Here is a 20497-nt window from a genome sequence, read left to right on the forward strand (position 1 = left end):
GATCCGTGCTTCCTGTCCCGGACCCGAGGCATTAACGACCAAATACCGGGGCCGGCAATGCTCACGGTATGGACGAGTTACGCGATCCGGCGACGCTTCGGGGCGATCCGGACGTCGAGTTCAGCGCGGCGACGACCACGGACGGCGAGGACGCCTTCGAGTACTTCGACGGCATCGCGGGACTGCTCGCCGTGGGCATCACGAACGAGGCCGGTGCGGTCCTGCTGATGAACAGCCCGCACGGCTGGCGACTCCCGTACGGGCACGTCGACGACGGTGGTGACTGGTCGGCGCGGACCGAGGAGATCGGCGAGATCCTGACCGGGGTCGACGTGACTGCCAGCGAGGTGCTCCGCGTGTCCGAGATTACGCACGAACTACGGTCAGACTCGGAGCGCACCACGACGAGTTTCGACGCCGTGATCGGTACTGAACCCGTCAGCGGCGAGCCGATGGCCAAGGATCCCGTGTTCGGCGAGTGGTCGGACCTTGAACTGGGCTGGTTCGACGAAGTGCCGGAGGACGCCTACCACGCCCACGGCGACGCCGTCGACGACATCGAGTACTTCCTCGACGACTGAACGGTACAATCGCGGCCGTAGCGCGGTCGCTTGGCGACGACGACGACACTGTGGCGATTGTGTCAATTGTCACGTCATCCAGGGCTTTGTCTGCACAGTGGCTTTACCGGTATCCCGCAACCGTCTAGGTATGACAACGGATCTCTCACCCGTCGACGACGCGCTGGCGGACGCGCTCGCCGACGAGCGGACCCGACAGCGCGAGACCCTCTCGCTGATCGCCAGCGAGAACTACGCGAGCGAGGCCGTCCTCGCAGCCCAGGGGTCAGTGCTGACGAACAAGTACGCCGAGGGGAATCCAGGGGAGCGCTACTACGGCGGCTGCGAGCACGCGAACCGGGTCGAGCGACTCGCACAGGAGCGGGCCCGCGAGCTGTTCGGCGCGGAGCACGCCAACGTCCAGCCTCACTCGGGGACGCAGGCCAACCTCGCGGCCTACCAGGCGCTGCTCGACTCCGGCGACACCGTCCTCTCGCTGGAGATGAGCCACGGCGGGCACCTCAGCCACGGCCAGCCGTACACCGCGGTCGACGAACACTTCGACGTGGTCCACTACGGCGTCGACCCCGAGACGGGCCGCCTCGACTACGACGCCGTTGAGGCCCGCGCCGAGGAAGCCGACCCCGACATCGTCGTCTCCGGCTACTCGGCGTACCCGCGGCAGGTCGACTGGGAGCGCATGCAGGCCATCGCTGACGGCGTCGACGCCTACCACCTCGCCGACATCGCCCACCTGACGGGACTGGTCGCGGCGGGCGTCCACCCCTCGCCGGTCGGCGTCGCCGACGTCGTGACCGGATCGACCCACAAAACCATCCGGTCGGGTCGCGGCGGGATGATTCTCTGCGCCGAGGAGTTGGCCGACGCCGTCGACACGGCGGTCATGCCGGGCTGTCAGGGCGGCCCGCTGATGCACAACGTCGCCGGGAAGGCCGCGGGCTTCGACGAGGCGTTGACTCCCGAATTCGACGTGTACGCCCGCCAGATCGTCGAGAACGCGTGGACACTCGCCGACCGTCTGCAGGACCGGGGCTTCGAACTCGTCTCCGGCGGCACCGACGTCCACTTCGTCCTCGTCGACCTGCGGGAGACCTACCCCGACCTGACCGGTGCTCGCGCGGAGGAAGCCCTCGAATCGGTCGGACTGGTCGCCAACAAGCAGACCGTTCCCGGCGACCACCGGAGCGCGACCGTCGGGAGCGGCCTGCGGATCGGCACGCCCGCCGTCACGACCCGCGGGTTCGACGCGGCCGCGACCGAGCGACTCGCGGACACACTGGCGGACGTGCTCGACGCGCCCGGCGACGGGGGTGTTCGCGAGGACGCCCGTGAAACGGTCGCCGAACTGTGCCGCCAGTTCCCCGTCTACGATGACGCGGCGGTGGCTTCGACATGAACATGTCGACGCTACGGATCCGCCGCTACCGGCCGAGCGACGGCGAGCGCGTCCGCGAACTGAACCGCGTCGCGATGGCCGAGACGCCCGAGTGGGTGCCCGACGCGCCCGACGAGGACCTGCTGGACGTGCGCGGCCACTACCTGAACGACGGCGGGGAGTTCCTGGTCGGCGAAACCACGCCGGAGTCCGAGACCCGCATCGTCGCCACCGGCGCTTACGAGACGCTCGACGGCTGGATGGCCGAGCAGTTCGACGCGACCGCGGGGACCGCCGAGCTCTCGCGCATCCGCGTCGAGCCCGAGATGCAGGGCCAGGGCTTCGCGACCCAGATCGTCGAGGAACTCGAACGGCGCGCTCGCCGCGCGGGCTACCGGGCGTTCGTCCTCAACACCGGCGTCGACAACGAGCAGGCCCGCGGGTTCTACGAGTCGCTCGGCTACGCCTGCGTCGGCGAGCGAACCGTCGACTTCGAAGACACGACGCTCGACCTGTCGCTGTACTGGTCGCGGCTCGACTGACCGCCGGTCGCCCGGTTTTAAGCCCGTCCGCGGCGGACGGTCGGCCATGTACGGCATCCTCACCGCCGACGCCGACCTCGCTCGCGAGGGCGTCGGCGACCGGACGTTCTACTTCGCCGAGCGGGTCTCGGGCGCCCGCCGCAACCCCGTCGACGGCGTCGTCAACTCCGTCGCCTGCTGGGGTGACACCGAGACGGTCCGGGAGTCGCCCGAGCGTGCTGCCGTGACGGACGACGGCACCCGCGCCGCGCCCGACGTCGAGGGCCACCACTGGGGGACCGTCTGCCCGACCGATTCCGACTACCGCGCCGCGCTGTTGGAACGGATCGAAGAAGTCGGGACCGTCGGCGACGTGCGCCTCACGACACCGGGGCTCCCCGGCGACGACTTCTGCCGGTGTGAACGGTGTGAGCGGCTGTTCAGCGAGAGCGAGTTCGGGGATCGGGTCGCGTGGCGGTCTGCAGTGATTACCGACTTCGTCGCCGACGCGGGCGAACGGGTCGACGGTGAGGTGGTCGCGACGCTCTATCCCGACCCGTATCCGGACCACCTGCGGGAACGCGCCGGGCTGGACCCCGCGGCGCTCTCGGACCACGTCGACGGATTTCTGGTTCCCCTCTGCGGCACCGGCTACGAGACCACCTACTGGGTCGAGTCGCTGGCCCGCGGGTTTGCCTCGGAGATCGGCGATCTCGACGCCTCGCTGTCGTTCCAGTTCTCGACCTCCGGGACCGAGGCCGAGCGGCTGGCCGGACTGGCGCGGCAGGTCGGGGAGTACGCGGATGAGGTGGTGTTCGGAACTCACAGAGCCGACGCCGACCTGATCCGCGACGTGATTGGACGGTTGGAAGGGCGAGAGTCGTCTGTCGTCGCGTGAGTGTCTCGGGTCAGCGCCGTTGTGTGGTCGGTTATTTCGCCTCGCTCGCTAGCAATTGATTCAACTGCCGCGGACAGCAACCGATGAAAGCCCTCGGCGCGCTCGCGGTCGCTGACCGGGATATCCGCGCTCTCCGCACCGCCCGCGCGGATAGTGCCCGCTCAGACGACTGCATGAACGCGAGCCCGCCTCGCCCTTTCAGTCCGCCAGGACGACAACCGCACGACACCGCAGCCGGCCACACGCCTCCCCAACCGATTCACTCACTCGCTCGCTCCATCGCTCATCCCTCGCACGACTCCGTCGCGCGCATAAAAGCGCGCGACGGCGCGCGCCAGACGTCTGGTTCCCGGGTTTTGCGCACCCGAGACCCGTTCGCGTCGCTCGGCAACTGATAAACGGGAGGCAGCCGAAAAGCGATCAATCGCGATGTCTCGCAACAGCATCCCCGACCTCTACGAGAAGTACGACGCGGGCGAGCCGCTGACGATGCTGACGGCCTACGACGCGCCGATCGCTCGGCAGGTCGACCGCGGCGGCGTCGACATGATCCTCGTCGGCGACAGCGCCGGCGACAATCACCTCGGCTACGACGACACGCTGCCGGTCACGCTGGAGGAAGCGCTCTCGAACACCGCCGCCGTCGTCCGCGGGACCGAGGAGGCGTTCGTCGTCGCCGACCTGCCCTTCCTCACTTACGGCACGTCGATGGAGGAGTCCGTCCAGAACGCCGGCCGATTCCTGAAGGAGGCGAACGCCGACGCGGTGAAACTCGAGACAGCGCCCTACGGCGAGACGACCATCGAGATCGTGGATCGACTCACCGAACTCGGCATCCCGGTCCAGGGCCACGTCGGACTCACGCCCCAGCGGAAAAACGAGATCGGCGGCGCCTACGTCCAGGGCCGCGACACCGACACGTCCTCGCCGGGCGAGGCGCTCGTCGAGACCGCCCAGCGGCTGGAAGAAGCGGGCGCGTTCTCCATCGTGCTGGAGACGGTCAGCGAGGGCGTCGCCCGCGAGGTGACCGAGGCCGTCGACGTGCCCACGATCGGTATCGGTTCCGGCCGGTACGTCGACGGACAGGTGCTCGTCGTCTCCGACGTACTCGGTCTCGGCGCCGAACCGTACAGCCTCTCGAAGCAGTACGCCGACCTCGACGCGGAGATCCGACAGGCGGTCTCGAAGTACGTCGAGGAGGTCGAATCCGGCGAGTTCCCGACGCGGGACAACGCCTTCGACCCCATCGACGAGGACTGACGAACGCGTTCGGCCCCCGCGGAGTCCCTCTCGGCCGCGATCCGAAACTACTATCCGTTGATTTAGGCTTGCCTAATCCATGGACGACAGGGACGAGAGCCGACCGACGCGCCGACAGTACATCGCGGGTGGAAGCGCACTCCTCGGCAGCGTGCTGTTCGCCGGCTGCGCAAACAGCGGCGAGGAGACGCCCGAGGGCGCCGCGACCGACGAACCGACCGCTACCGAGCCGGCTGCGGGCGACGGGACACAGACCCCGACACCGGCGGACGCGACCATGTCGACTGGGACCGAGGAGTCGACATCGACCGCGGCCGACGACGGGCCGCACACCGCGACGCTCGCCCCGGCGGGCGAGGTGGCGTTCGATTCGGTCCCGGAGAACGTCTTCACGATGTACAACCAGTACGCGGACATGCTGGTGGCGCTGGGCCACGGCGACGCCGTCAACTCGATGTTCGTGCCGGAGATGGGCGGCCCGACCATGAACCACTACTACGAGCGCCTCGACGGCGTCTCCTTCGACTGGGAAGGGCTCCCGAACCCCTACGACGACTTCTCGAAGGAGTTCTTCTACAGCCTCGACAGCGACGTCCACCTCCTCGACCCCTCCTGGGCGAGCACGCAGGAGAACTGGAGCCGCAGCGACGTCGAGGAGATCACCGAGAACGTCGGGCCGTTCTTCGGGAACTTCTACAGCGGCACCCACAGCGACCCGCCCGAGGCCTACGCCGACAGCTACCAGTATTACACGCTCTGGGAGCTGTTCGGGCACGTCGCAGACGTCTTCAGGGAACGGGAGCGCTACGAGCAACTCAACGCCGTCCACAACGACCTCCTTTCGACGATCGAGGCCGACCTCCCGCCGGAAGACGAACGGCCGACCGCCGTGCGCGTCACGCTCGGCGACGGCCAGTTCTGGACGTACCACCTGAACCGTCCGGGTTTCTGGCTCTCGGACACCCGGCCGCTCGGCGCTGTCGACGCCTTCGGGACCGAGCAGTGGGACGGCCTCTGGGGCTCGGTCGGCTACGAGACGATGGCCGAAGCCGACCCCGACGTCATCCTCCACCTCTGGGGCATGACGCCGCGGTACGACATGGACTCGGTCCGCGAGCAGCTCCAGTCGCATTCCGTCGGCCAGACTCTCTCCGCGGTCGAGAACGACCGCGTCTACGCGCAGGGCATGCGCTATCAGGGCCCGCTCATGAACCTCTTCCAGATCGAGATGACCGCGAAGCAGCTCTACCCCGACGTCTTCGGCGAGTGGCCCGGGTACGAGAACGGCGACGACTACCCCGAGATCCCCGAAGAAGAACAGCTGTTCGACCGCGACCGCGTCGCCGACATCGTCACCGGGAACTGACTCGACTGTCGGTATCGCGACCGATCCTGCCGTTTCTGCCGCCGCTCAAGGGAACCGGATACGCTGTTCGCTCGGGTCGATTGCTATCCGGCCGCCGATCGGAATCGGCGCGTTCGGGTTCGTGTGGCCGAAGTCGAGGTCGAAGACGATCGGTACGTCGGGGTTGTACTCTCGGACCCACTGCCGGATCGCTTCCCGCTGGTCGGTCCGGTACGCTTCTCGCTCCACGTCGCTCCGCGGGTCTTCCCGGCTGCGCGTCTGCGGGCGGCCGACGACGACGGCGTCGAACTGCTCGAGCAAGCCGCGCTCGCCGAAACAGGTCAGTATCCGCCGGACCTCCTCGGCGGTCGGCAGTTCCTCGGAGGTCTCCAGCGCGAGCACCGCACCGTTGAGCGCCTCGGGGTCGGGAACCGCCCGGTCGGCGGCGAGCAGCCACTGGATCACCGTGAGGCAGCCGCCCCAGAGTCGCCCCGAAATCGCCTCGCCAGTCCACTCGTCGGGCACGTCCCATCGCCAACCGCCGTTGTCCTCGTACTCGGGCGTCCGCTCGGGAAAGGCGTCGCTGCCCCACTCCACGACGTCGTCGGTCCACGTCTCGGCGGGTTCCAGTTCGCCGAATGACTCCTCGAAGAGCGCCCGCCGTAGGGAGCGTTCGGAGTACTCGGGCAACTCGCCGGCGATGGCGACGTTGTTGAGCAGCTGTCCGCCGTAGAACGAGACGACACCCTGGGTCCACAGGTAACTCGCGAGGCAGGTGTTGTCGCTCATCCCGAAGAACCGCGTCGGGTGTTCCCGCAGGAGGTCGCCGTCGAGGTGTTTCAGCACGCGGACCTGGTCGTCGCCGCCGATGGTCGCGAACACGGCGCTGATCTCGGGGTCGCGGAACGCCTCGTGGACGTCCGCGGCACGCAGCCCCGGATTCTCACGGAGTTCGTCGGGAGCGGCCTCGGCGGTGTCGTAGACGACCGGTTCCAGGTCGAACCGGTCGCGGAGTCGTTCGAGCGCCAGTTCCAGCACGTCGGGGAAAACCGTGGCCGCGCCGCTGGAGGGTGCGATCACTGCGACTCGGTCGCCCGGTTCGGCTGCGGGTGGGGTGGTGAACTCCCCTGCGCCGTCGCTCATGGACGGTCGGTCAGCCGCCGCGCGAATAGCGTTTGTGCCAGTGAGTGGGTTGATGGCATACTACCGGCCACGGCCACCGGTGAACCACGGTCGATGCCACCACTGCCAGAGCCGCTTCGTCGCACGAGTGGCGGGGAACGGGCCATATCCGAGGAGCGTGGCGACGAACCCGACGGCGAGAACGGCGACGAAGACGACGGTGCCCACGGCGCCGGTCCACAGGAGCGGGTTCGAGACGCCGACTGTCGCGTCGGCTGTGAACGCCAGTGTCGCGAGCGCGGCGACGACTGCGGGCACGAACGCGTCGACGAGACTCAAGAGTGCGACGCCGACGGCTCGGAGAGCTTTCATCAGTTAGTCGTCGGCGGAGGCGGGGTCGGCGCCGGCGGCGCGGGCGACGTCGTCCTCGATGCTGGGCGGGTACTTGCCGCGGTGGAGGACCAGGTCCGACTGCGGGCGAGCCATGCAGGTCAGCGCGTAGTTCTCGGCTTCCTCGTCGGTGAGGCCGCGGGCGGCGGGCTGAGTCACCTCGCCCTCCTCGATCTTCGCCGAGCAGGCGAGACACATCCCGACGCGGCAGGAGTACTCCTGGGCGATGCCTTCCTCGATGCACCGGCTGAGGATGGTCTCCTTGTCGGAGACCGTGATCACCTCGCCGGTCCCCGCGAACTCGACGGTGTAGTCGGTCATGGCCACGGGTTCGGTGGTATCCGCCTAAACTCTTTATGCCCGTCGGCAGACCGCGTCGCCGAGAGACCGACGGAAACCCGCTGCTGTGGGTCGGAGCGTTGGTAAAGAGTTTTCTTCCCTCCCCCGCGAAACGTGGACCATGACTACACGCGAGTACGACGTCGTCGTCGTCGGGGCGGGGACTGCCGGCTCTTACGCCGCGGCGACCGTCGCCAACGAGGGCTACGACGTCGCGGTCCTCGAACGCAAACCCGAGGACGAAGGGGGCCACATCGCCTGCGGCGACGCCCTCAAGGGCGCGGGCTCGTTCCCGGACGCGATCCCCCAGTCCAAGATCGAACCCGCGATGACCAACACCGCCGTCGACCACGGACGTTTCGAGATCCCCCAGGAGGACACCGTCCTGGAGATCCCCGTGCCCGGTGAACTGGCCGTCATCGACCGCTGGGAGTACGGCCGCCGGATCATCGAGGGCGCCGAGGAGGCCGGCGCCGAGCTCCACTACGACACGCTCGTGCAGGACGTCACCCAGGACGACGACGGGACCGTCACCGGCGTCCGCGCGATGCGGAAGGGCGAGCAGGTCGACTACGAGGCGGAGATCGTCATCGACGGCGCCGGCGCGCTGTCGATCCTGCAGGACAACATCGACTTCGACGGGTCGACATTCGACACGAACGTCAGCTACCAGCAGTTCTGTTCCGCGTATCGGGAGGTCGTCACCGTCGACGAGCCGGTCGAGTGGGACGACGCGCTCGTGTTCAAGCCGACCGAGCGCGCCGCGGGCTACCTGTGGTACTTCCCGCGGACCGACACCGAGATCAACGCCGGCCTCGGCTTCCAGATGACCGAGGAGCCGATGAAGCTCGTCGACGACCTCAAACGGGACCTGCGGGACCGCGAGGAGTTCGACGGCGCCACGGTCGAGGACAAACTCGGCGCCGCGCTCCCGACCCGGCGACCGTACGACTCGGCGGTCGCCCCGGGCTTTATCGCTGCGGGCGACGCCGCAGGGCTGGTCAACCCGACGACCGGCGGTGGCATCGGCGGCGCTGCCCACTCGGGGCAGTACGCCGGCGAGCAGGCCATCGAGGCCATCGAAGCCGGCGACGTGAGCGAGGACCGCCTCTGGGAGTACAACAAGAACGTGATGGACCACTTCGGCGCGCGCTTCGCCACGCTCGACGTCTACAACATCTTCGTGACGGCCTACGACATCGACGACCTGATGGGGATGTTGGCGGCGCTACCCGCCCAGAAGATCGCCGAGGGCCTCTACGAGGGCGAGACGGAGATCGGCCTCTGGCTGAAACTCAAGACGGCGCTGAAGTCCGTCGGCCACTGGGGCACCATCTACGACCTCTACGAGACGAAACAGCTCGCAGAGCGCGTCCTCGACCACTACGAGGACTATCCCGACAGCCGCGCCGCGTTCGCCGACTGGCAGACCGACCGCGACGCGATTATGGACGACGTCTACGCGACCACCGGCGCCGACCCCAAGTACTGACGCCGTCGGCTCGGTCCGCTTCACCGTCTTTCCCAGTCGATACCGCCGGTTCTCACCGGAATTCGATCCGGACCGCGTTCCTGCGGTTGGTCGACGTACTCGTTCAGCCTGCGTAACCTATCTCGGTCCCGACAGCCCACCATTCGGCCTGCCACCCGTCGATTGATCGTCTGATCCGGCGTTGCAACCACTATCGCGCCGGGTCGGTCTGCCGGAGATCTGTCTGAGAATGTGAAATCGCTACCCATTGACAAACATTTATATGCAAAGATCAACTAATTGAACATAGGACGCGCCGTACGGGAACGGTCCGGGGGCGACCCGTCGGGGTGGCAGTCCGGTTTCGCAGACGGGGCCCGCGGTCGCAGGGGCGCGTGTGGGGAAGATCATGAACGCACGAGATTCGGAGCGAGCGGTATCACCGGTCATCGGGGTCATCCTGATGGTCGCGATCACGGTGCTCCTCGCGGCGACAGTGGCGACGTTCTTCATGGGGTACGAGGACTCACTGTCGGGGATGGGCGCGCCCACGGTGGCGATCTCCGGCGAGTTCGAGGTCGACAGCGGCGGCCACGAACTCGCTATCGAGTTCACCGGCGGCGAAGTGGTCGCCCGGGAGAACGTGAAGGTGAAGGTATCGAACGCGAACTGCCTCGCACACGGGACGGTCTCAGATCGGTTCGACCTGCGGGAACTCGGCGTCTCCTCGTCGGACGTGATGGCGGGGACGCGGGCCGACGTCACGGCCGGCAACGTCTGTCCGGGGGGCCGCCTAAACCTCTCGGAGACGGAAGTGACGGTCGTCTGGACCAGTTCCGACGGTTCCGAAGGGAATATTCTCTATCGCTGGAAGGGACCGGCAGCGTAGACGCCACCGAGCTATCCCGGTCGTTTCTCTCCGCGTCGCCCAGCGCCCGGTCAGGGACGATCTCTGGCGAGCGCGCGGACCGTCTCGGTCAGCGTGTCGACGCCGATGGAGAGCGACTCCTCGTCGACGTCGAACGTCGCCGTGTGGTGACCGCCGGGGTGGTCGGTCCCGATGCCCACGTAGGCGGCCTTGCCCCCGTTCTCTTGCACGCGCCGCATGAGGTACGTGGCGTCTTCGCTCCCGCCGAGGTCGTCGTTGCGGACGACCGAGTCGACGCCGTCGGTGCGTCCGGCGATCGTCTCGATCACGTCGACCACGACGTCGTCGCTCTCCGCGCCCGGCGCCTCGCCTTCCGACGTAATCTCGACGTCGCACTCGTACATCTCGGCCGCGCCTTCGAGGACCGAATAGGCGCGGTCGCGCATGTACTCCATCAGTTCGGTCGTCTCACCGCGGACTTCCCCGACGATGTGGGCCTCCTCGGGGACGACGTTCGTCGCGCTCCCGCCGCCGACCTTGCCGGCGTTGATCCGCGTCGCACCGCCCTCGTGGCGCGGGATGGCGTAGAGGTTCTGGACTGCCGCAGCCATCGCCTGGACGGCGTTTCGACCCTCCGAGGGCCGCGCACCGGCGTGGGCGGGTTCGCCCGAGAAGTCGGCGCGGAACTGGTGGACCGCGAGGAACCCCTCGATGCCCGCGACGACCTCGCCCGTCGGGTGGTCGAGGCCGACGTGGACGGCGAGCAGGTAGTCGACGTCGTCGAGAGCGCCGCTCTCGACCATCGGCTTGCCGCCGCCGATCGCCTCCTCGGCGGGCTGGAAGAACACCTTGAGCCGCCCGTCGAAGTCGCTGTTCGCGACGGCTTCGAGCACGCCCAGTCCGATGGTCGCGTGGGCGTCGTGACCGCAGGCGTGCATCGCCCCCTCGTGTTCGGAGCGGTAGCCATCGCGGGCGGGAGCGTGCTCGTCGTCGCTCGACTCCTCGCGCGGGAGGCCGTCGATGTCGACGCGCAGGCCGATCGTCGGGCCGTCGCCGCCTTCGACGGTTGCCATCGCACCGGTGAGACCACCCCGAAGGCGTTCCAGCGTCTCGGGGTCGGCGTCTGCATCGAGCGCCTGCTGGAACCACCGGTCGAGTTCCCCCTCGTCCGGGACCGCGATACGCTCGTCGGCGGCGAGTACCTCGGGGCCGACGCGGACCTCGTCGACGTCGAGCGATTCGAGTTCCTCGACGATGCGGGCGGTCGTCCAGAACTCCCGCCAGGCCGGCTCGGGACGGCGGTGGAACGCGCGGCGCAACTCGACCAGACGGTCGCGGCTCGGTTGGCTCATGGCCGGTGGGAGGACGCCGACGGTGTAGACGGTTTCGGAGGGGAGTGTCGGAGGCCGACGGGCTGGTTGACGGGCTGGTGCAGAAAAACCGGTCGTACGCGAAAACCGGTGGCGCGGCGGCGGCGTGCGGTCAGACCTGTTCGATCTCGGCCTCGACGTGGATGCGGTCGGGGTAGTCGTCGCCGGCGACCGACCGGGCGAACTCGTCGTGGCCGTGGATCTCGACGGTCCGGGTGTAGGCGGTGTACTGCCACGGTTCGAACGCGCCGCCGTCGGCCGAGAGCCGCTTGGTCTGTGGCACCCGGTGGTCGGTCGGCGGCCGGGGGTGGGGACCTTTCAGCTCCACGCCTTTGCGCTCGGCGGCGGACTTGACGCCGTCGACGATGTCGTCGAGGAGCCGCCGGTCCCCGCTTGTGAACGTGAGCTTCGTGACGAACGGCATATCCGTTCGGTCGACGGGGCGGCGGATAAGGGATGCGTTTGCCGCCGCAGCGCCCGTCACCGGCGGGTCGCCCCGGCTGACCGACGCTCCGATATTCACTTAAGGTGTGATAGAGTACGTATCGGCATGATAGAGGCCACGAGCGCGGGAGCCATCCTCTTTCGCGATACGCGTGGCCGGCGGGAGTACCTGCTCCTGAAGAGTCGCCCCGGCGACTGGGAGTTCCCGAAAGGGGGCGTCGAGGGCGACGAGGAGCTTCAGCAGACCGCCATCCGCGAAGTGAAAGAGGAGGCCGGAATCGGTGATTTCCGGCTCTTGGACGGCTTCCGAGAAGACTACGACTACGTGTTCGAAGCCAACGGTAACACCATCCACAAGACCGTACACCTGTTCATCGCCCGGTCGTTCGAGGCGTCGGCCGAGCTCTCCCACGAGCACCGCGACCTCCAGTGGCGCGACTACGAACAGGCCATCAACACCGTCACGCAGGACGGTCCACGGGAGATCCTCGAGGACGCCCACGAGTTCCTCGACGAGAAGCTCGAAGCAGACGAGGACGACGAGGAGTAGGGCCAGACAGGGCTGGTGCGGGCTGACTACTCCATCGACCGCCGGCGAGGTAGTAGCGCGAGCACGCTGTCTCCCGGGAATGGACCGTCAGCAGTGCCATCGTTTCGGGAGTAGTCGGTAGCGAGCGGTCGGGTTCCGGGTTAGCGTCGGCTGCTCCCCGGCGAGACGCTACTCCGACGTGTCCGAATCCAGTAGAGTCATTGCGGTCGGCGGAATATCGGCGGGTCGTCATGATACTCGGATTCGACGACGACGCGTTCAAGAAGTCCGTCGCGACGATCTTCGTCGCGTTACTGGTCACGGGGTTCGTCCCCATCGTCAACTTCATCAGGTACGTCCCGCTGTTCAAAGAGGTCCTCCTCGGCGCCCTCGTCGTCGTCGCGTTCACCTCGATCACCGACGCGGGAGACGCGGTCAAGTTCACCGTCGTCACCGGCATGATCGCCGCCGTGGCGTTCAACGTCGTCTACATCCCCGCGACGTCCCTCCTCGGCGGCGTGATGGGCGCAGCGACCGGTGCCGACGCCGGCATGATGATGGTCGCACGAGGGCTCGGCGCACTGATGAATCTCTTCGGACTGATCTTCCTCTCGCCGGTCGGCTACATGATCGGCGGGGCGCTGGGGAGCGTCCTCAACGACGAGTGAAAAACGCTGTTTCGGTCTCCGCCGCTCAGATACCGCTCGCACCGCGATAGCGGGCGTCACCGAAGCCCAGCAGCGGGAAGAAGATGAAGCTGAGGAAGAACAGGCCGAGGCCGTACCCGGTGCTCTTCCCGAACGCTTTCGCGATGTCGATGAACGGGATGATGGCCGCGAACGGGATGAACAGGCTCAGCAGCAGCCACACCACGTCGCGGTCAGCGATCTCGCAGACCAGGATGTAGGTGTTGTATATCGGGATGATGGCGGCCCAGCCGGGTTGGCCCGCCTTCGTGAATACCTTCCACATCCCCGCGAGGCTGACGAGTGATATCAGCATCATGACCCCGAAGAAGGCGAGGATCATCATGAACAGCGCACCGCCAGCGGCGTCACTACTCGTCTGCAGTGCTATCGTGCCGATTCCACTTCCCAACAGGTTTCCAACCATGTGCCAGTTTCTTCAGCCGATGTTATATAAATGCTGTCGTGTATACTCTATCACAGATCGACGGCCGCGCCTGTGCTCGCGAAACCTATAAGCGGCCGCCACCGCCTATCTCGGGTCGTGTCACCCGGGGACGGCGCTGCCTTCGGCGGGTCGGAGTTCGTCTTCGAGCTGTGTGTCTGCCAGTGGGCCGAACGCGAGTGGCCGCCCGAGGGCGTCTTCACCGGCGACGCCGCGGCCGTCGTCGCCCGACAGATCGGGACCAGAGACCGCCGCTGGGACACCGTCGTCGTCGAGTGCGATCCCGACGGCCTGCGCCAGCGGTCGCGCTTCGGTCCGGACGAACTCGACTCGGATCTCCTGCACGTCGTCCGCAACGCGCCGGCCGAGTGGGCCTACTACCGCGACGCGCTGCCGGACCCGGGATACCCGTGGCGGTACGTCCGCGAGGCGATCCACCGCGCCGCCGACCGCGGCGCCGTCGAGTCCCGCAAGCGGAACAACCGGATCCAGATTCGGCAGATCGCGCCGTACCCGGACTGGATCCGGCGGATCGTCGCCATCGAGAACAAGCCCGATCTCGACGCCAGCGCCGCCCGCGCGCTCGCCCCGCAACTCGAACGGGACGTGGCGCTCGCGCTGGCCGACGAAGTGTGGGTCGCGACGACCGAAACCGGCGAGACGGTCGAGCCGGCGCTTATCGAGGACGTCCCCGTCGAGGCCGGCATCCTCACCGTCGACACCGACGGCGACGCCAGCGTCTCCTGGCACCCCCGGACGCTGTCGGTCGCCGACCCGGGGACGCGAATCCTCGAACGCCCCTCCGGCGGCACCCACGACGCCTCGGCGGCCCGCTTCGAGTACGCCGATCCCGAGTGGAAGCGCGACAAGCGCCTCGAACTCGCCGAGCGGGCGTTCGGCCGCGGCTGGCGCGCCTACGCCGACACCATGCGCCCCGACTGCCGGCACTTCCGACTCACCGACGAGCGGCCGGGATTCCTCCCGTACTGCGCCGCGAAGGAGTGCCACCAGACCGCCGGCGAGTGCTCGGGCTCGTGTTCGGCGTTCGAACCGGAACCGCCCGTCTGGCGTTCGCGTGACTGGCCGATCTCCGGCGGCCCGGGCAAGGGTATCAAGCGCCTGCTCGACCGCCAACGACGGCGGAATCGGCCGGGATTTGACGGCGAGTCGTAGTTTTTGATTTGACTGTCGGATTCGAAGACGGCGGACCTCTAGAGACCGCTGGGTGTTGAATGCCCTCGGCGCGCTCGCTAGCTAGAGACACTACGGCAGGAAACAGCAGGCGATGAAAGCCCTCGACGGGCTCGCGGTCGCTGAAGCGGGATATCCGCGCTCTCGGCACCGCCCGCGCGGATAGTGGCCCGCTCAGGCGACCAAGTGAACGCGAGCCCGCCTCGCCCTTTCAGTCCACCAGGAGCAGCACCACGCTTGTACAGCACAGCCCCGCAGACGGCCACGCGCCTCCCCAGCCGATTCGCTCGCCGCTGGCTCGCTCATCCCTCGCGCGGCTATTTCGAGCGGCCCGCGCAGTGCGCGGACACGCTCGACAGCGCGCGCCACCGCACGCTGGTTGGTCGAACCAGTCACGACTGACGCCGGGCGAAAACGAGGCGCGCTACTCGTCGACGCGTTCGACGTCGAGCGCGTCGCGTTCGACGGCGAGGCGGTAGGTCGGGACCGTCTTCTGGACGCGTTCGACGACGCCCTTCTCTGTGAGTGAGCGCAGCGCGGAGCGGACGTCGTCGACGTCGGGTTCGGGTTCGAATCCCGCGTCGCGGAGGTCGTGGAGCGTCGCGACGACGCTCTGGGGTTCGGCGTCGTGGTCGGGGACGACATCGATGACTGCCGCCTGAAGCGGGGGTGCGGTGACGACCTGTTCGTTGATCTCGCCCTCCACGTCGTCGCCGACGAGTTCGTTGGCCTCGGGCGTGGCGCAGATGAGGCTGTCCTCGTTGCGGTAGTAGTAGTCCTTCAGTTCGGATTCGAGGTACTGGTGGACGTCGCTCCCGCTGTCCATGTCCCACTCGGCCTGCAGGTCGGCGTTTTTCGTCGGCTGGAGCGCCACCACGTCCGCGAGTCGCTCGCGGGCCTCGTCCGATAACGTCATTCGTCCGCCGGTAGGGACATGTGCTATTAAGCCGTGTTGCTTGCCGGTGAGTGGCCGGCGACCGGCCGCAACGCTCCGCCCCAGGCGCCGATCAGAGGTCGTCGAGGGTGGCAGCGACGTCGTCCCAGTGGCTGCCCTTCCAGAAGTGCTGCCCGCAGTTGCGACAGCGCCAGACGGTCTCCTCGTGGGTCTCCGGCGCGTACTCCGGCGTGGGCTCCGTCCGGTCGACCCGTTCGAGCGGGCCGTTGCACGCGCTGCAACGGGCCGGCTCCGCGGCGAGGTCGACGTCGAAGCCCGACCGCCGGAGTTCGCGAAGTTGCTCGGTCACCTCGCGGGTCGAGAGGAGTTGCGACCGCTCGCCGCGCTCGGCGAGGTCGCGGTCGCGGGTGACGAGTACGCGGCCCTCGGTGTGGGCGAGCGCGAGCACGTCGTCGTCGGCCTCGACCCCGCGTTCGGCCGCGTAGGCGGCGTCGTAGCCGCACATCCGGAGATACGTGGCGAGCTTCCCGAGCATCGTGTCGAGCAGCAGCGCCGTCTCCGCCGACGGCCGCTGTGGGATCTCCTCCTCGGTGGTCACGGTGTTCGGTCTCGCCGGCTGCGCGCGCTCGTCGAGGTCTGGCTCGTCGCCGGTCATTCGAGGAACTCGCGCAGGCCTTCGACGTCTCGCGTATTGAGTACGTCGGTCTCCGCGGCCCAGCCGCGACGGGCCGTATGGACGCCGTACCGGACCAGTTCGTAGCTTTCCGGTTGATGAGCGTCGGTGTTGATCGCGATCATCGCGCCCGCTTCGACCGCCGTCTTGACCGCGTTGCCCGCCAAATCCAGCCGCGCCGGGTTCGCATTGATCTCCAGGGCAGTGTCGTGATCGGCCGCGACCGACGCGAGGCGCTCGACGTCGACGTCCAGTCCCGGCCGCTGGTTGATGTACCGGCCGGTCGGGTGGCCGATGATGTCGACCTCCGGGTGCTCGGCCGCGGCGACCAGTCGGTCGGTGCCGTCGCCGTCGAGCCCGGCGTGGGGCGAGGCGACGACGACGTCGAGTTCGGTCAGCACGTCGTCAGCCACCGAAATATCGCCGTCCGTCGAGATGTTGGCCTCGACGCCGCTGAACACCGGGATGTCCGCCTCCTCGTCGACCGCGCGGACCTCCTCGATCTGCTCTCGCAACTCGTCGTCGGGGACGCCGACGCCGCCGACCATCCCCGGCCCGGTCGCGTGGTCGGTGATCGCGACGTACTCGTGGCCGAAGGCCGCGGCGCCCTCGACCATCTCCGCGATCGTGTTGCCGCCGTCGGACCACTCGGAGTGGACGTGCAGGTCCCCGCGGACGTCGCCTTCGTCGACCAGATCGGGCAACTCGCCGTCCCGCGCGGCCTCGATCTCGCCCCAGTTCTCCCGGATCTCGGGGGGCATCCACGGCATGTCCAGCGCCTCGTACATCCCCTCCTCGGTCTCGCCGGCGACGCGCTCGCCCACCCGCTGGTCGGCGTCGGGATCGTCGACCTCGGAGACGTCGAAGACGCCGTACTCGTTCATCTTCAGGTCGCGGTCGATGGCGACGTTGCGGATCTTGACGTTGTGCTCTTTGCTCCCGGTGAAGTACTGGAGCGCGCTCCCGAACTCCGACGGGTCGACTACTCGCAGGTCCACCCGTACGTCGCCCGAGCGGACGCTCGCCTTCTGGTCGCCGGCCTCGATGACCGCGTCGGCGCCCGGCCAGTCGGTGAACGCGTCGACGACCGCCTGCCCCTCGTCGCTCGCGACGAGCACGTCCACGTCGCCGATCGTCTCCTTCCAGCGGCGCAGCGACCCCGCCAGATCGATCCGGTCGACCTCCGGGGTGTCGGCGAGGTACTCGACCACGCTCTCCCCGCGCGGGCGGGCCTCACCGATCAGTTCACGCTCGGTCGCCTCGCGGGCGAACTCGATGTTCTCCAGGATGTTCTGCTCGGTCTTGGCACCGAATCCGCTGACCTCCTGGATCTCCCCGGCCTCCGCCGCGGCTTCGAGGTCGTCCAGCGTCTCGATCCCCAGCGCCTCGTAGAGCGACCCGACGGTCTTCGGGCCGACGCCCTCGACGCGGGTGAGTTCGGCCATGTCGACCGGCAGTTCCTCCCGAAGCTCCTCCAGCTCCGCGATCTCGCCGGTCTCGACGTACTCGACGACCTTCGAGGCGATGGCGTCCCCGACGCCCTCGATGTCGTCGAGCGCGTCCTCGCCGCCGCGAGCCAACCGGGCGACGTCGTCGGGGTACTCCCGGATATTCTCGGCGGCTCGGCGGTACGCCCGGGGTTTGTACTCGACGTCTTGCGCCTCCAGCAGGTCGGCGAACTCCTCCAAGCGGGCCGCGATGTCGTCGTTGACGCTCATGGTGACCTCGACGAGCGGTGTGAGCCCTGGCTGTCCTGGTCGTGGCCCAGCGCCTGCTTGAGGAAGCTCATCCAGCGCTTCTTGTCGGCGGTCTCCTGGGCCTTGATCTCGGCTTCGAGGTTCGTCGGCCCGAGGTTTTCAAGGGCGTTGAGCGCGCGGTCGATCCCGATGATCGCCTGTGCTTGCCGTTCACCCTCCTTGCGGGAGATATCGCCGTCCTCGATCAGTTCCTTGCGGCGGATGCGCTCGCGGCGGAGGTTCGTCTTCGCCTGATCGACGCGCTCGCGCTCACCCGCCGGTACCGTGTCCCTACGCTTGATCTCGAAGACGAACTCGCGCAACTCGACCGGCTCCCCCTGGACCTCGATACGGTCGGGGATCTCGGCGCCCACCGTCGCCCCCTCCCGGCCGATGCGCTCCAGGAGCTGTTTGCGCTCGTACTCTTTCACGAGTCGCCCTCCGGCCTCTACGGTCAAAAATCCACGCGATACCCGGGCGGCGGAGCGCTTCTCGCCGGGGACGCGCCCGTCGACGGCCGCTGGTCGGAAGGGTAGGCCCTATATGGGTGGGAGTTCTACAGGTGTGTAGCACCGTCGTCAGCGGACGGCCGGCGATCCCATAAATATGAGCCGCGTATACAGACTCCACTCGACACTGGAACTGCCCCTGGAGGACGTGTACGACTTCTTCGACGACCCGGATCTTCCGGATAACGTCGAGGACGTCGACATCACGCGCCGGAACAACACGCTCATCATCAGCGCGGTCTCGGTCGACGAGAGCATCAGCAAATACACGCCGACGGCCCAGTTGAAGGCCAGCGTGACGGAGAATCGAGTCTACGAGGAAATCGAAGAAGAGGAGGAGGAGGACGACAGCGGGCCGGTCCACACCACCGACACCGCCGGTGGCCCGCAGTGGGGCGCCCTCGAAGAGGAAGAGGAAGAGCCCCCGTCGGAACTCGTCGAGTACGCCTGTTTCAAGGGCGACCGCGAGACCGTCCTGCAGAACAGCACGCTCCAGTACGAGATGTTCAACGTTCTCTGTGACATCGCCCGGATCGCCGAGAAGGGCACGCTCACCGCCATCATCTCTTCGGACGACGACGACCTCGAAGCGGTCCGCATCGTCGACGGCGAGGACCTGCCAGCCTCGATCAACGTCGTCGAGGACCCTCGCGAAGACGAGGACTCCGAGGGCGTCAACTGGCGCGACAACGAATTCATCTCGGGCTGATACCGAAGCGGCGCTGTCGCTCGCAGTCCGTTCTCACCGGCGTTCAGGAGAAAAAACTGCGAGTGACTTCTCCGCTTGCGTCGCTTACGTTTCCGCGTCGCGGACGTCGACGGTCCCGTCGCTGGTACAGACGACAGTACAGTCGGCGTAGTCGAAGGTCACGCGCCCGTGCGGGTTCGAACCGGGCGTGTCGAAGAGGCTATCGAGGGCGTCCGGGTCGAGGACGCCGTACAGCGATGGGAGCGACATCACTTCGACGTCCTTGTGTGTCGCGACCGACGTTACCACGGCCTCGCTGAGCGAAGCCGCGTCTTCCGCTCGGTCGGAACCTGCCGGAGTCATCAGTCCCAGATTCCGTCGTGAAACGTAAAACTCCACCGAAGGAAAATTCACATTCTCAAGGGCTAACAGGGCCGAGCGCGTCCTCTCCAGCGACCCATTCGACCACGTCGAGCGTCACGTTGACCTCGATCCACGCGGCGACGACGATCATCAGGACGAGCACGACCGCGAGGACCCCCAGTTCGAAGAGTTCGACGCGTGACAGCGGGGTCTCGTCCCACCCGAGGAGGTATCGGACGACCCGGTGGGGGATACGCAGGCCGATCGACGCCGCCACGAAGAAGGCAGAGAGCTCGAGGATACCGTGCGGGAGCAACGCGGCGAGAACGACCGCCCACGAGGTCTGGCGGACCGCAAAGGAAACGACGGCGCCGACGAGGGCGCCGTTCACGACCAGCCCGAACAGCGAGAGCAATCCGCCCGTGACGGCCCCGAGCGCGATGAACAGGAGCGCTCGCAGGTTGTTCACGAGCAGCGGGACGAACGACAGCTCCGGGAGCGGGTTGTCGCTCGGCAAGCCAGCCTGCGCGTCCTCCAGCAGCGCTTCCAGTTGCTCGATGGGGATGGTCCCGACGAGCGCGTACGCCGCGAACGCGCTCGCGAAGAAGACCGCCAGCGCCGCCACAAGGTGCCAGCCGAACCAGCGCCTGAACCGGACGCTGTCGTACGCGGACCGACCCGGTCGCTCGTCCCCCACGTCGTGCTCGCTCTCGCCGGCGCTCGCGGTCATCACGGCCGACTTCGACCCCGACCCATATCGTTGCATCGACTGACACGAACGTCCCCACTCCTTCGCGT

Annotated in this window: 24 protein-coding genes; 12 read left to right on the forward strand and 12 right to left on the reverse strand. The window is 67.6% G+C overall.

The features are described from left to right. Positions 1-68 precede the first annotated feature (68 nt). The 6 genes from AB2U09_RS22035 (at position 69) to AB2U09_RS22060 (ending at position 6001) form a co-directional block, all read left to right on the forward strand. Entirely contained in the window at positions 69-581 is a 513-nt protein-coding gene (locus AB2U09_RS22035) for an NUDIX hydrolase (RefSeq protein ID WP_459194901.1), read from the forward strand. Between the two features lie 130 nt (positions 582-711). After that, positions 712-1977, forward strand: coding sequence for a serine hydroxymethyltransferase (gene glyA / locus AB2U09_RS22040; RefSeq protein WP_459194902.1), 1266 nt, complete (start codon positions 712-714; stop codon positions 1975-1977). Beyond that, on the forward strand, positions 1974-2498 hold the full coding sequence (locus AB2U09_RS22045) for a GNAT family N-acetyltransferase (RefSeq protein ID WP_459194903.1): 525 nt from the start codon (positions 1974-1976) through the stop codon (positions 2496-2498). The genes glyA and AB2U09_RS22045 overlap by 4 nt, the downstream gene beginning before the upstream one ends. Positions 2499-2544: 46 nt before the next feature. Further along, a complete protein-coding gene (locus AB2U09_RS22050; protein WP_459194904.1) occupies positions 2545-3375 on the forward strand; it encodes a hypothetical protein in 831 nt (276 codons plus the stop codon). Positions 3376-3804: 429 nt separating this feature from the next. Continuing rightward, positions 3805-4635, forward strand: a complete 831-nt coding sequence (gene panB, locus AB2U09_RS22055) for a 3-methyl-2-oxobutanoate hydroxymethyltransferase (RefSeq protein WP_459194905.1) — start codon at positions 3805-3807, stop codon at positions 4633-4635. A 79-nt stretch (positions 4636-4714) separates the two neighbouring features. Then, positions 4715-6001, forward strand: coding sequence for an ABC transporter substrate-binding protein (locus AB2U09_RS22060; RefSeq protein ID WP_459194906.1), 1287 nt, complete (start codon positions 4715-4717; stop codon positions 5999-6001). 45 nt (positions 6002-6046) lie between these two features. On the opposite strand, the gene AB2U09_RS22065 is transcribed toward AB2U09_RS22060, so the two are convergent. Genes AB2U09_RS22065 through AB2U09_RS22075 form a run of 3 tightly spaced genes read right to left on the reverse strand, consistent with a single transcriptional unit; the run spans position 6047 to position 7813 of the window. Further along, positions 6047-7123, reverse strand: coding sequence for a S66 family peptidase (locus AB2U09_RS22065; RefSeq protein ID WP_459194907.1), 1077 nt, complete (start codon positions 7121-7123; stop codon positions 6047-6049). Between the two features lie 60 nt (positions 7124-7183). Next, positions 7184-7474 (reverse strand): hypothetical protein, encoded by a 291-nt coding sequence (locus tag AB2U09_RS22070; RefSeq protein WP_459194908.1) that lies wholly within the window; start codon positions 7472-7474, stop codon positions 7184-7186. A gap of 3 nt (positions 7475-7477) precedes the next feature. Next, positions 7478-7813: a 2Fe-2S iron-sulfur cluster-binding protein gene (locus AB2U09_RS22075; protein WP_459194909.1), complete on the reverse strand. Its 336-nt coding sequence runs from the start codon at positions 7811-7813 to the stop codon at positions 7478-7480. Positions 7814-7952: 139 nt separating this feature from the next. Here AB2U09_RS22075 and AB2U09_RS22080 point away from each other — a divergent pair, with 139 nt between their 5' ends. Then, positions 7953-9323 (forward strand): geranylgeranyl reductase family protein, encoded by a 1371-nt coding sequence (locus tag AB2U09_RS22080; RefSeq protein WP_459194910.1) that lies wholly within the window; start codon positions 7953-7955, stop codon positions 9321-9323. A gap of 388 nt (positions 9324-9711) precedes the next feature. Beyond that, a complete protein-coding gene (locus tag AB2U09_RS22085; RefSeq protein WP_459194911.1) occupies positions 9712-10191 on the forward strand; it encodes an archaellin/type IV pilin N-terminal domain-containing protein in 480 nt (159 codons plus the stop codon). Between the two features lie 50 nt (positions 10192-10241). Here AB2U09_RS22085 and AB2U09_RS22090 read toward each other — a convergent pair whose 3' ends face one another. Then, positions 10242-11522 (reverse strand): amidohydrolase, encoded by a 1281-nt coding sequence (locus AB2U09_RS22090; protein ID WP_459194912.1) that lies wholly within the window; start codon positions 11520-11522, stop codon positions 10242-10244. Positions 11523-11652: 130 nt separating this feature from the next. Next, complete coding sequence (locus tag AB2U09_RS22095; protein ID WP_459194913.1) at positions 11653-11964, reverse strand: 30S ribosomal protein S10; 312 nt, start codon at positions 11962-11964, stop codon at positions 11653-11655. Positions 11965-12090: 126 nt separating this feature from the next. On the opposite strand from AB2U09_RS22095, the gene AB2U09_RS22100 reads away from it, so the two are divergent. Continuing rightward, entirely contained in the window at positions 12091-12534 is a 444-nt protein-coding gene (locus tag AB2U09_RS22100; protein WP_459194914.1) for a bis(5'-nucleosyl)-tetraphosphatase, read from the forward strand. A gap of 230 nt (positions 12535-12764) precedes the next feature. Next, on the forward strand, positions 12765-13181 hold the full coding sequence (locus AB2U09_RS22105) for a hypothetical protein (RefSeq protein ID WP_459194915.1): 417 nt from the start codon (positions 12765-12767) through the stop codon (positions 13179-13181). A gap of 25 nt (positions 13182-13206) precedes the next feature. On the opposite strand, the gene AB2U09_RS22110 is transcribed toward AB2U09_RS22105, so the two are convergent. Next, positions 13207-13626, reverse strand: coding sequence for a DUF5684 domain-containing protein (locus tag AB2U09_RS22110; RefSeq protein WP_459194916.1), 420 nt, complete (start codon positions 13624-13626; stop codon positions 13207-13209). Between the two features lie 117 nt (positions 13627-13743). Between AB2U09_RS22110 and AB2U09_RS22115 the strand changes: the two genes are divergently transcribed. Then, positions 13744-14817 carry a DUF5787 family protein gene (locus AB2U09_RS22115; protein ID WP_459194917.1) on the forward strand — a complete coding sequence of 358 codons (1074 nt, stop codon included), beginning with the start codon at positions 13744-13746 and terminating at the stop codon, positions 14815-14817. A 442-nt stretch (positions 14818-15259) separates the two neighbouring features. Here the strand turns inward: AB2U09_RS22115 and AB2U09_RS22120 are convergent, their stop codons facing one another. The 4 genes from AB2U09_RS22120 to AB2U09_RS22135 form a co-directional block, all read right to left on the reverse strand. Continuing rightward, entirely contained in the window at positions 15260-15751 is a 492-nt protein-coding gene (locus AB2U09_RS22120; RefSeq protein WP_459194918.1) for a DUF5797 family protein, read from the reverse strand. A gap of 91 nt (positions 15752-15842) precedes the next feature. Then, positions 15843-16385 (reverse strand): DUF5615 family PIN-like protein, encoded by a 543-nt coding sequence (locus tag AB2U09_RS22125; protein ID WP_459194919.1) that lies wholly within the window; start codon positions 16383-16385, stop codon positions 15843-15845. Next, a complete protein-coding gene (gene polX / locus AB2U09_RS22130; protein ID WP_459194920.1) occupies positions 16382-18121 on the reverse strand; it encodes a DNA polymerase/3'-5' exonuclease PolX in 1740 nt (579 codons plus the stop codon). The genes AB2U09_RS22125 and polX overlap by 4 nt, the downstream gene beginning before the upstream one ends. After that, on the reverse strand, positions 18118-18570 hold the full coding sequence (locus tag AB2U09_RS22135; protein WP_459194921.1) for a DUF5788 family protein: 453 nt from the start codon (positions 18568-18570) through the stop codon (positions 18118-18120). The genes polX and AB2U09_RS22135 overlap by 4 nt, the downstream gene beginning before the upstream one ends. 175 nt (positions 18571-18745) lie before the next feature. Here AB2U09_RS22135 and AB2U09_RS22140 point away from each other — a divergent pair, with 175 nt between their 5' ends. Further along, the gene (locus AB2U09_RS22140; RefSeq protein WP_459194922.1) at positions 18746-19357 is read left to right on the forward strand and encodes a DUF7110 family protein; all 612 of its coding nucleotides are present in this window, start codon (positions 18746-18748) and stop codon (positions 19355-19357) included. 84 nt (positions 19358-19441) lie between these two features. Here the strand turns inward: AB2U09_RS22140 and ddfA are convergent, their stop codons facing one another. Together ddfA and AB2U09_RS22150 are read right to left on the reverse strand one after the other, a co-directional pair. Continuing rightward, positions 19442-19699 (reverse strand): DdfA family disk-determining factor, encoded by a 258-nt coding sequence (gene ddfA / locus AB2U09_RS22145; RefSeq protein WP_459194923.1) that lies wholly within the window; start codon positions 19697-19699, stop codon positions 19442-19444. Positions 19700-19754: 55 nt separating this feature from the next. After that, positions 19755-20465, reverse strand: a complete 711-nt coding sequence (locus AB2U09_RS22150; RefSeq protein ID WP_459194924.1) for a stage II sporulation protein M — start codon at positions 20463-20465, stop codon at positions 19755-19757. Positions 20466-20497: the final 32 nt, after the last annotated feature.

It is taken from the genome of Halosimplex yunnanense, from assembly GCF_054504345.1.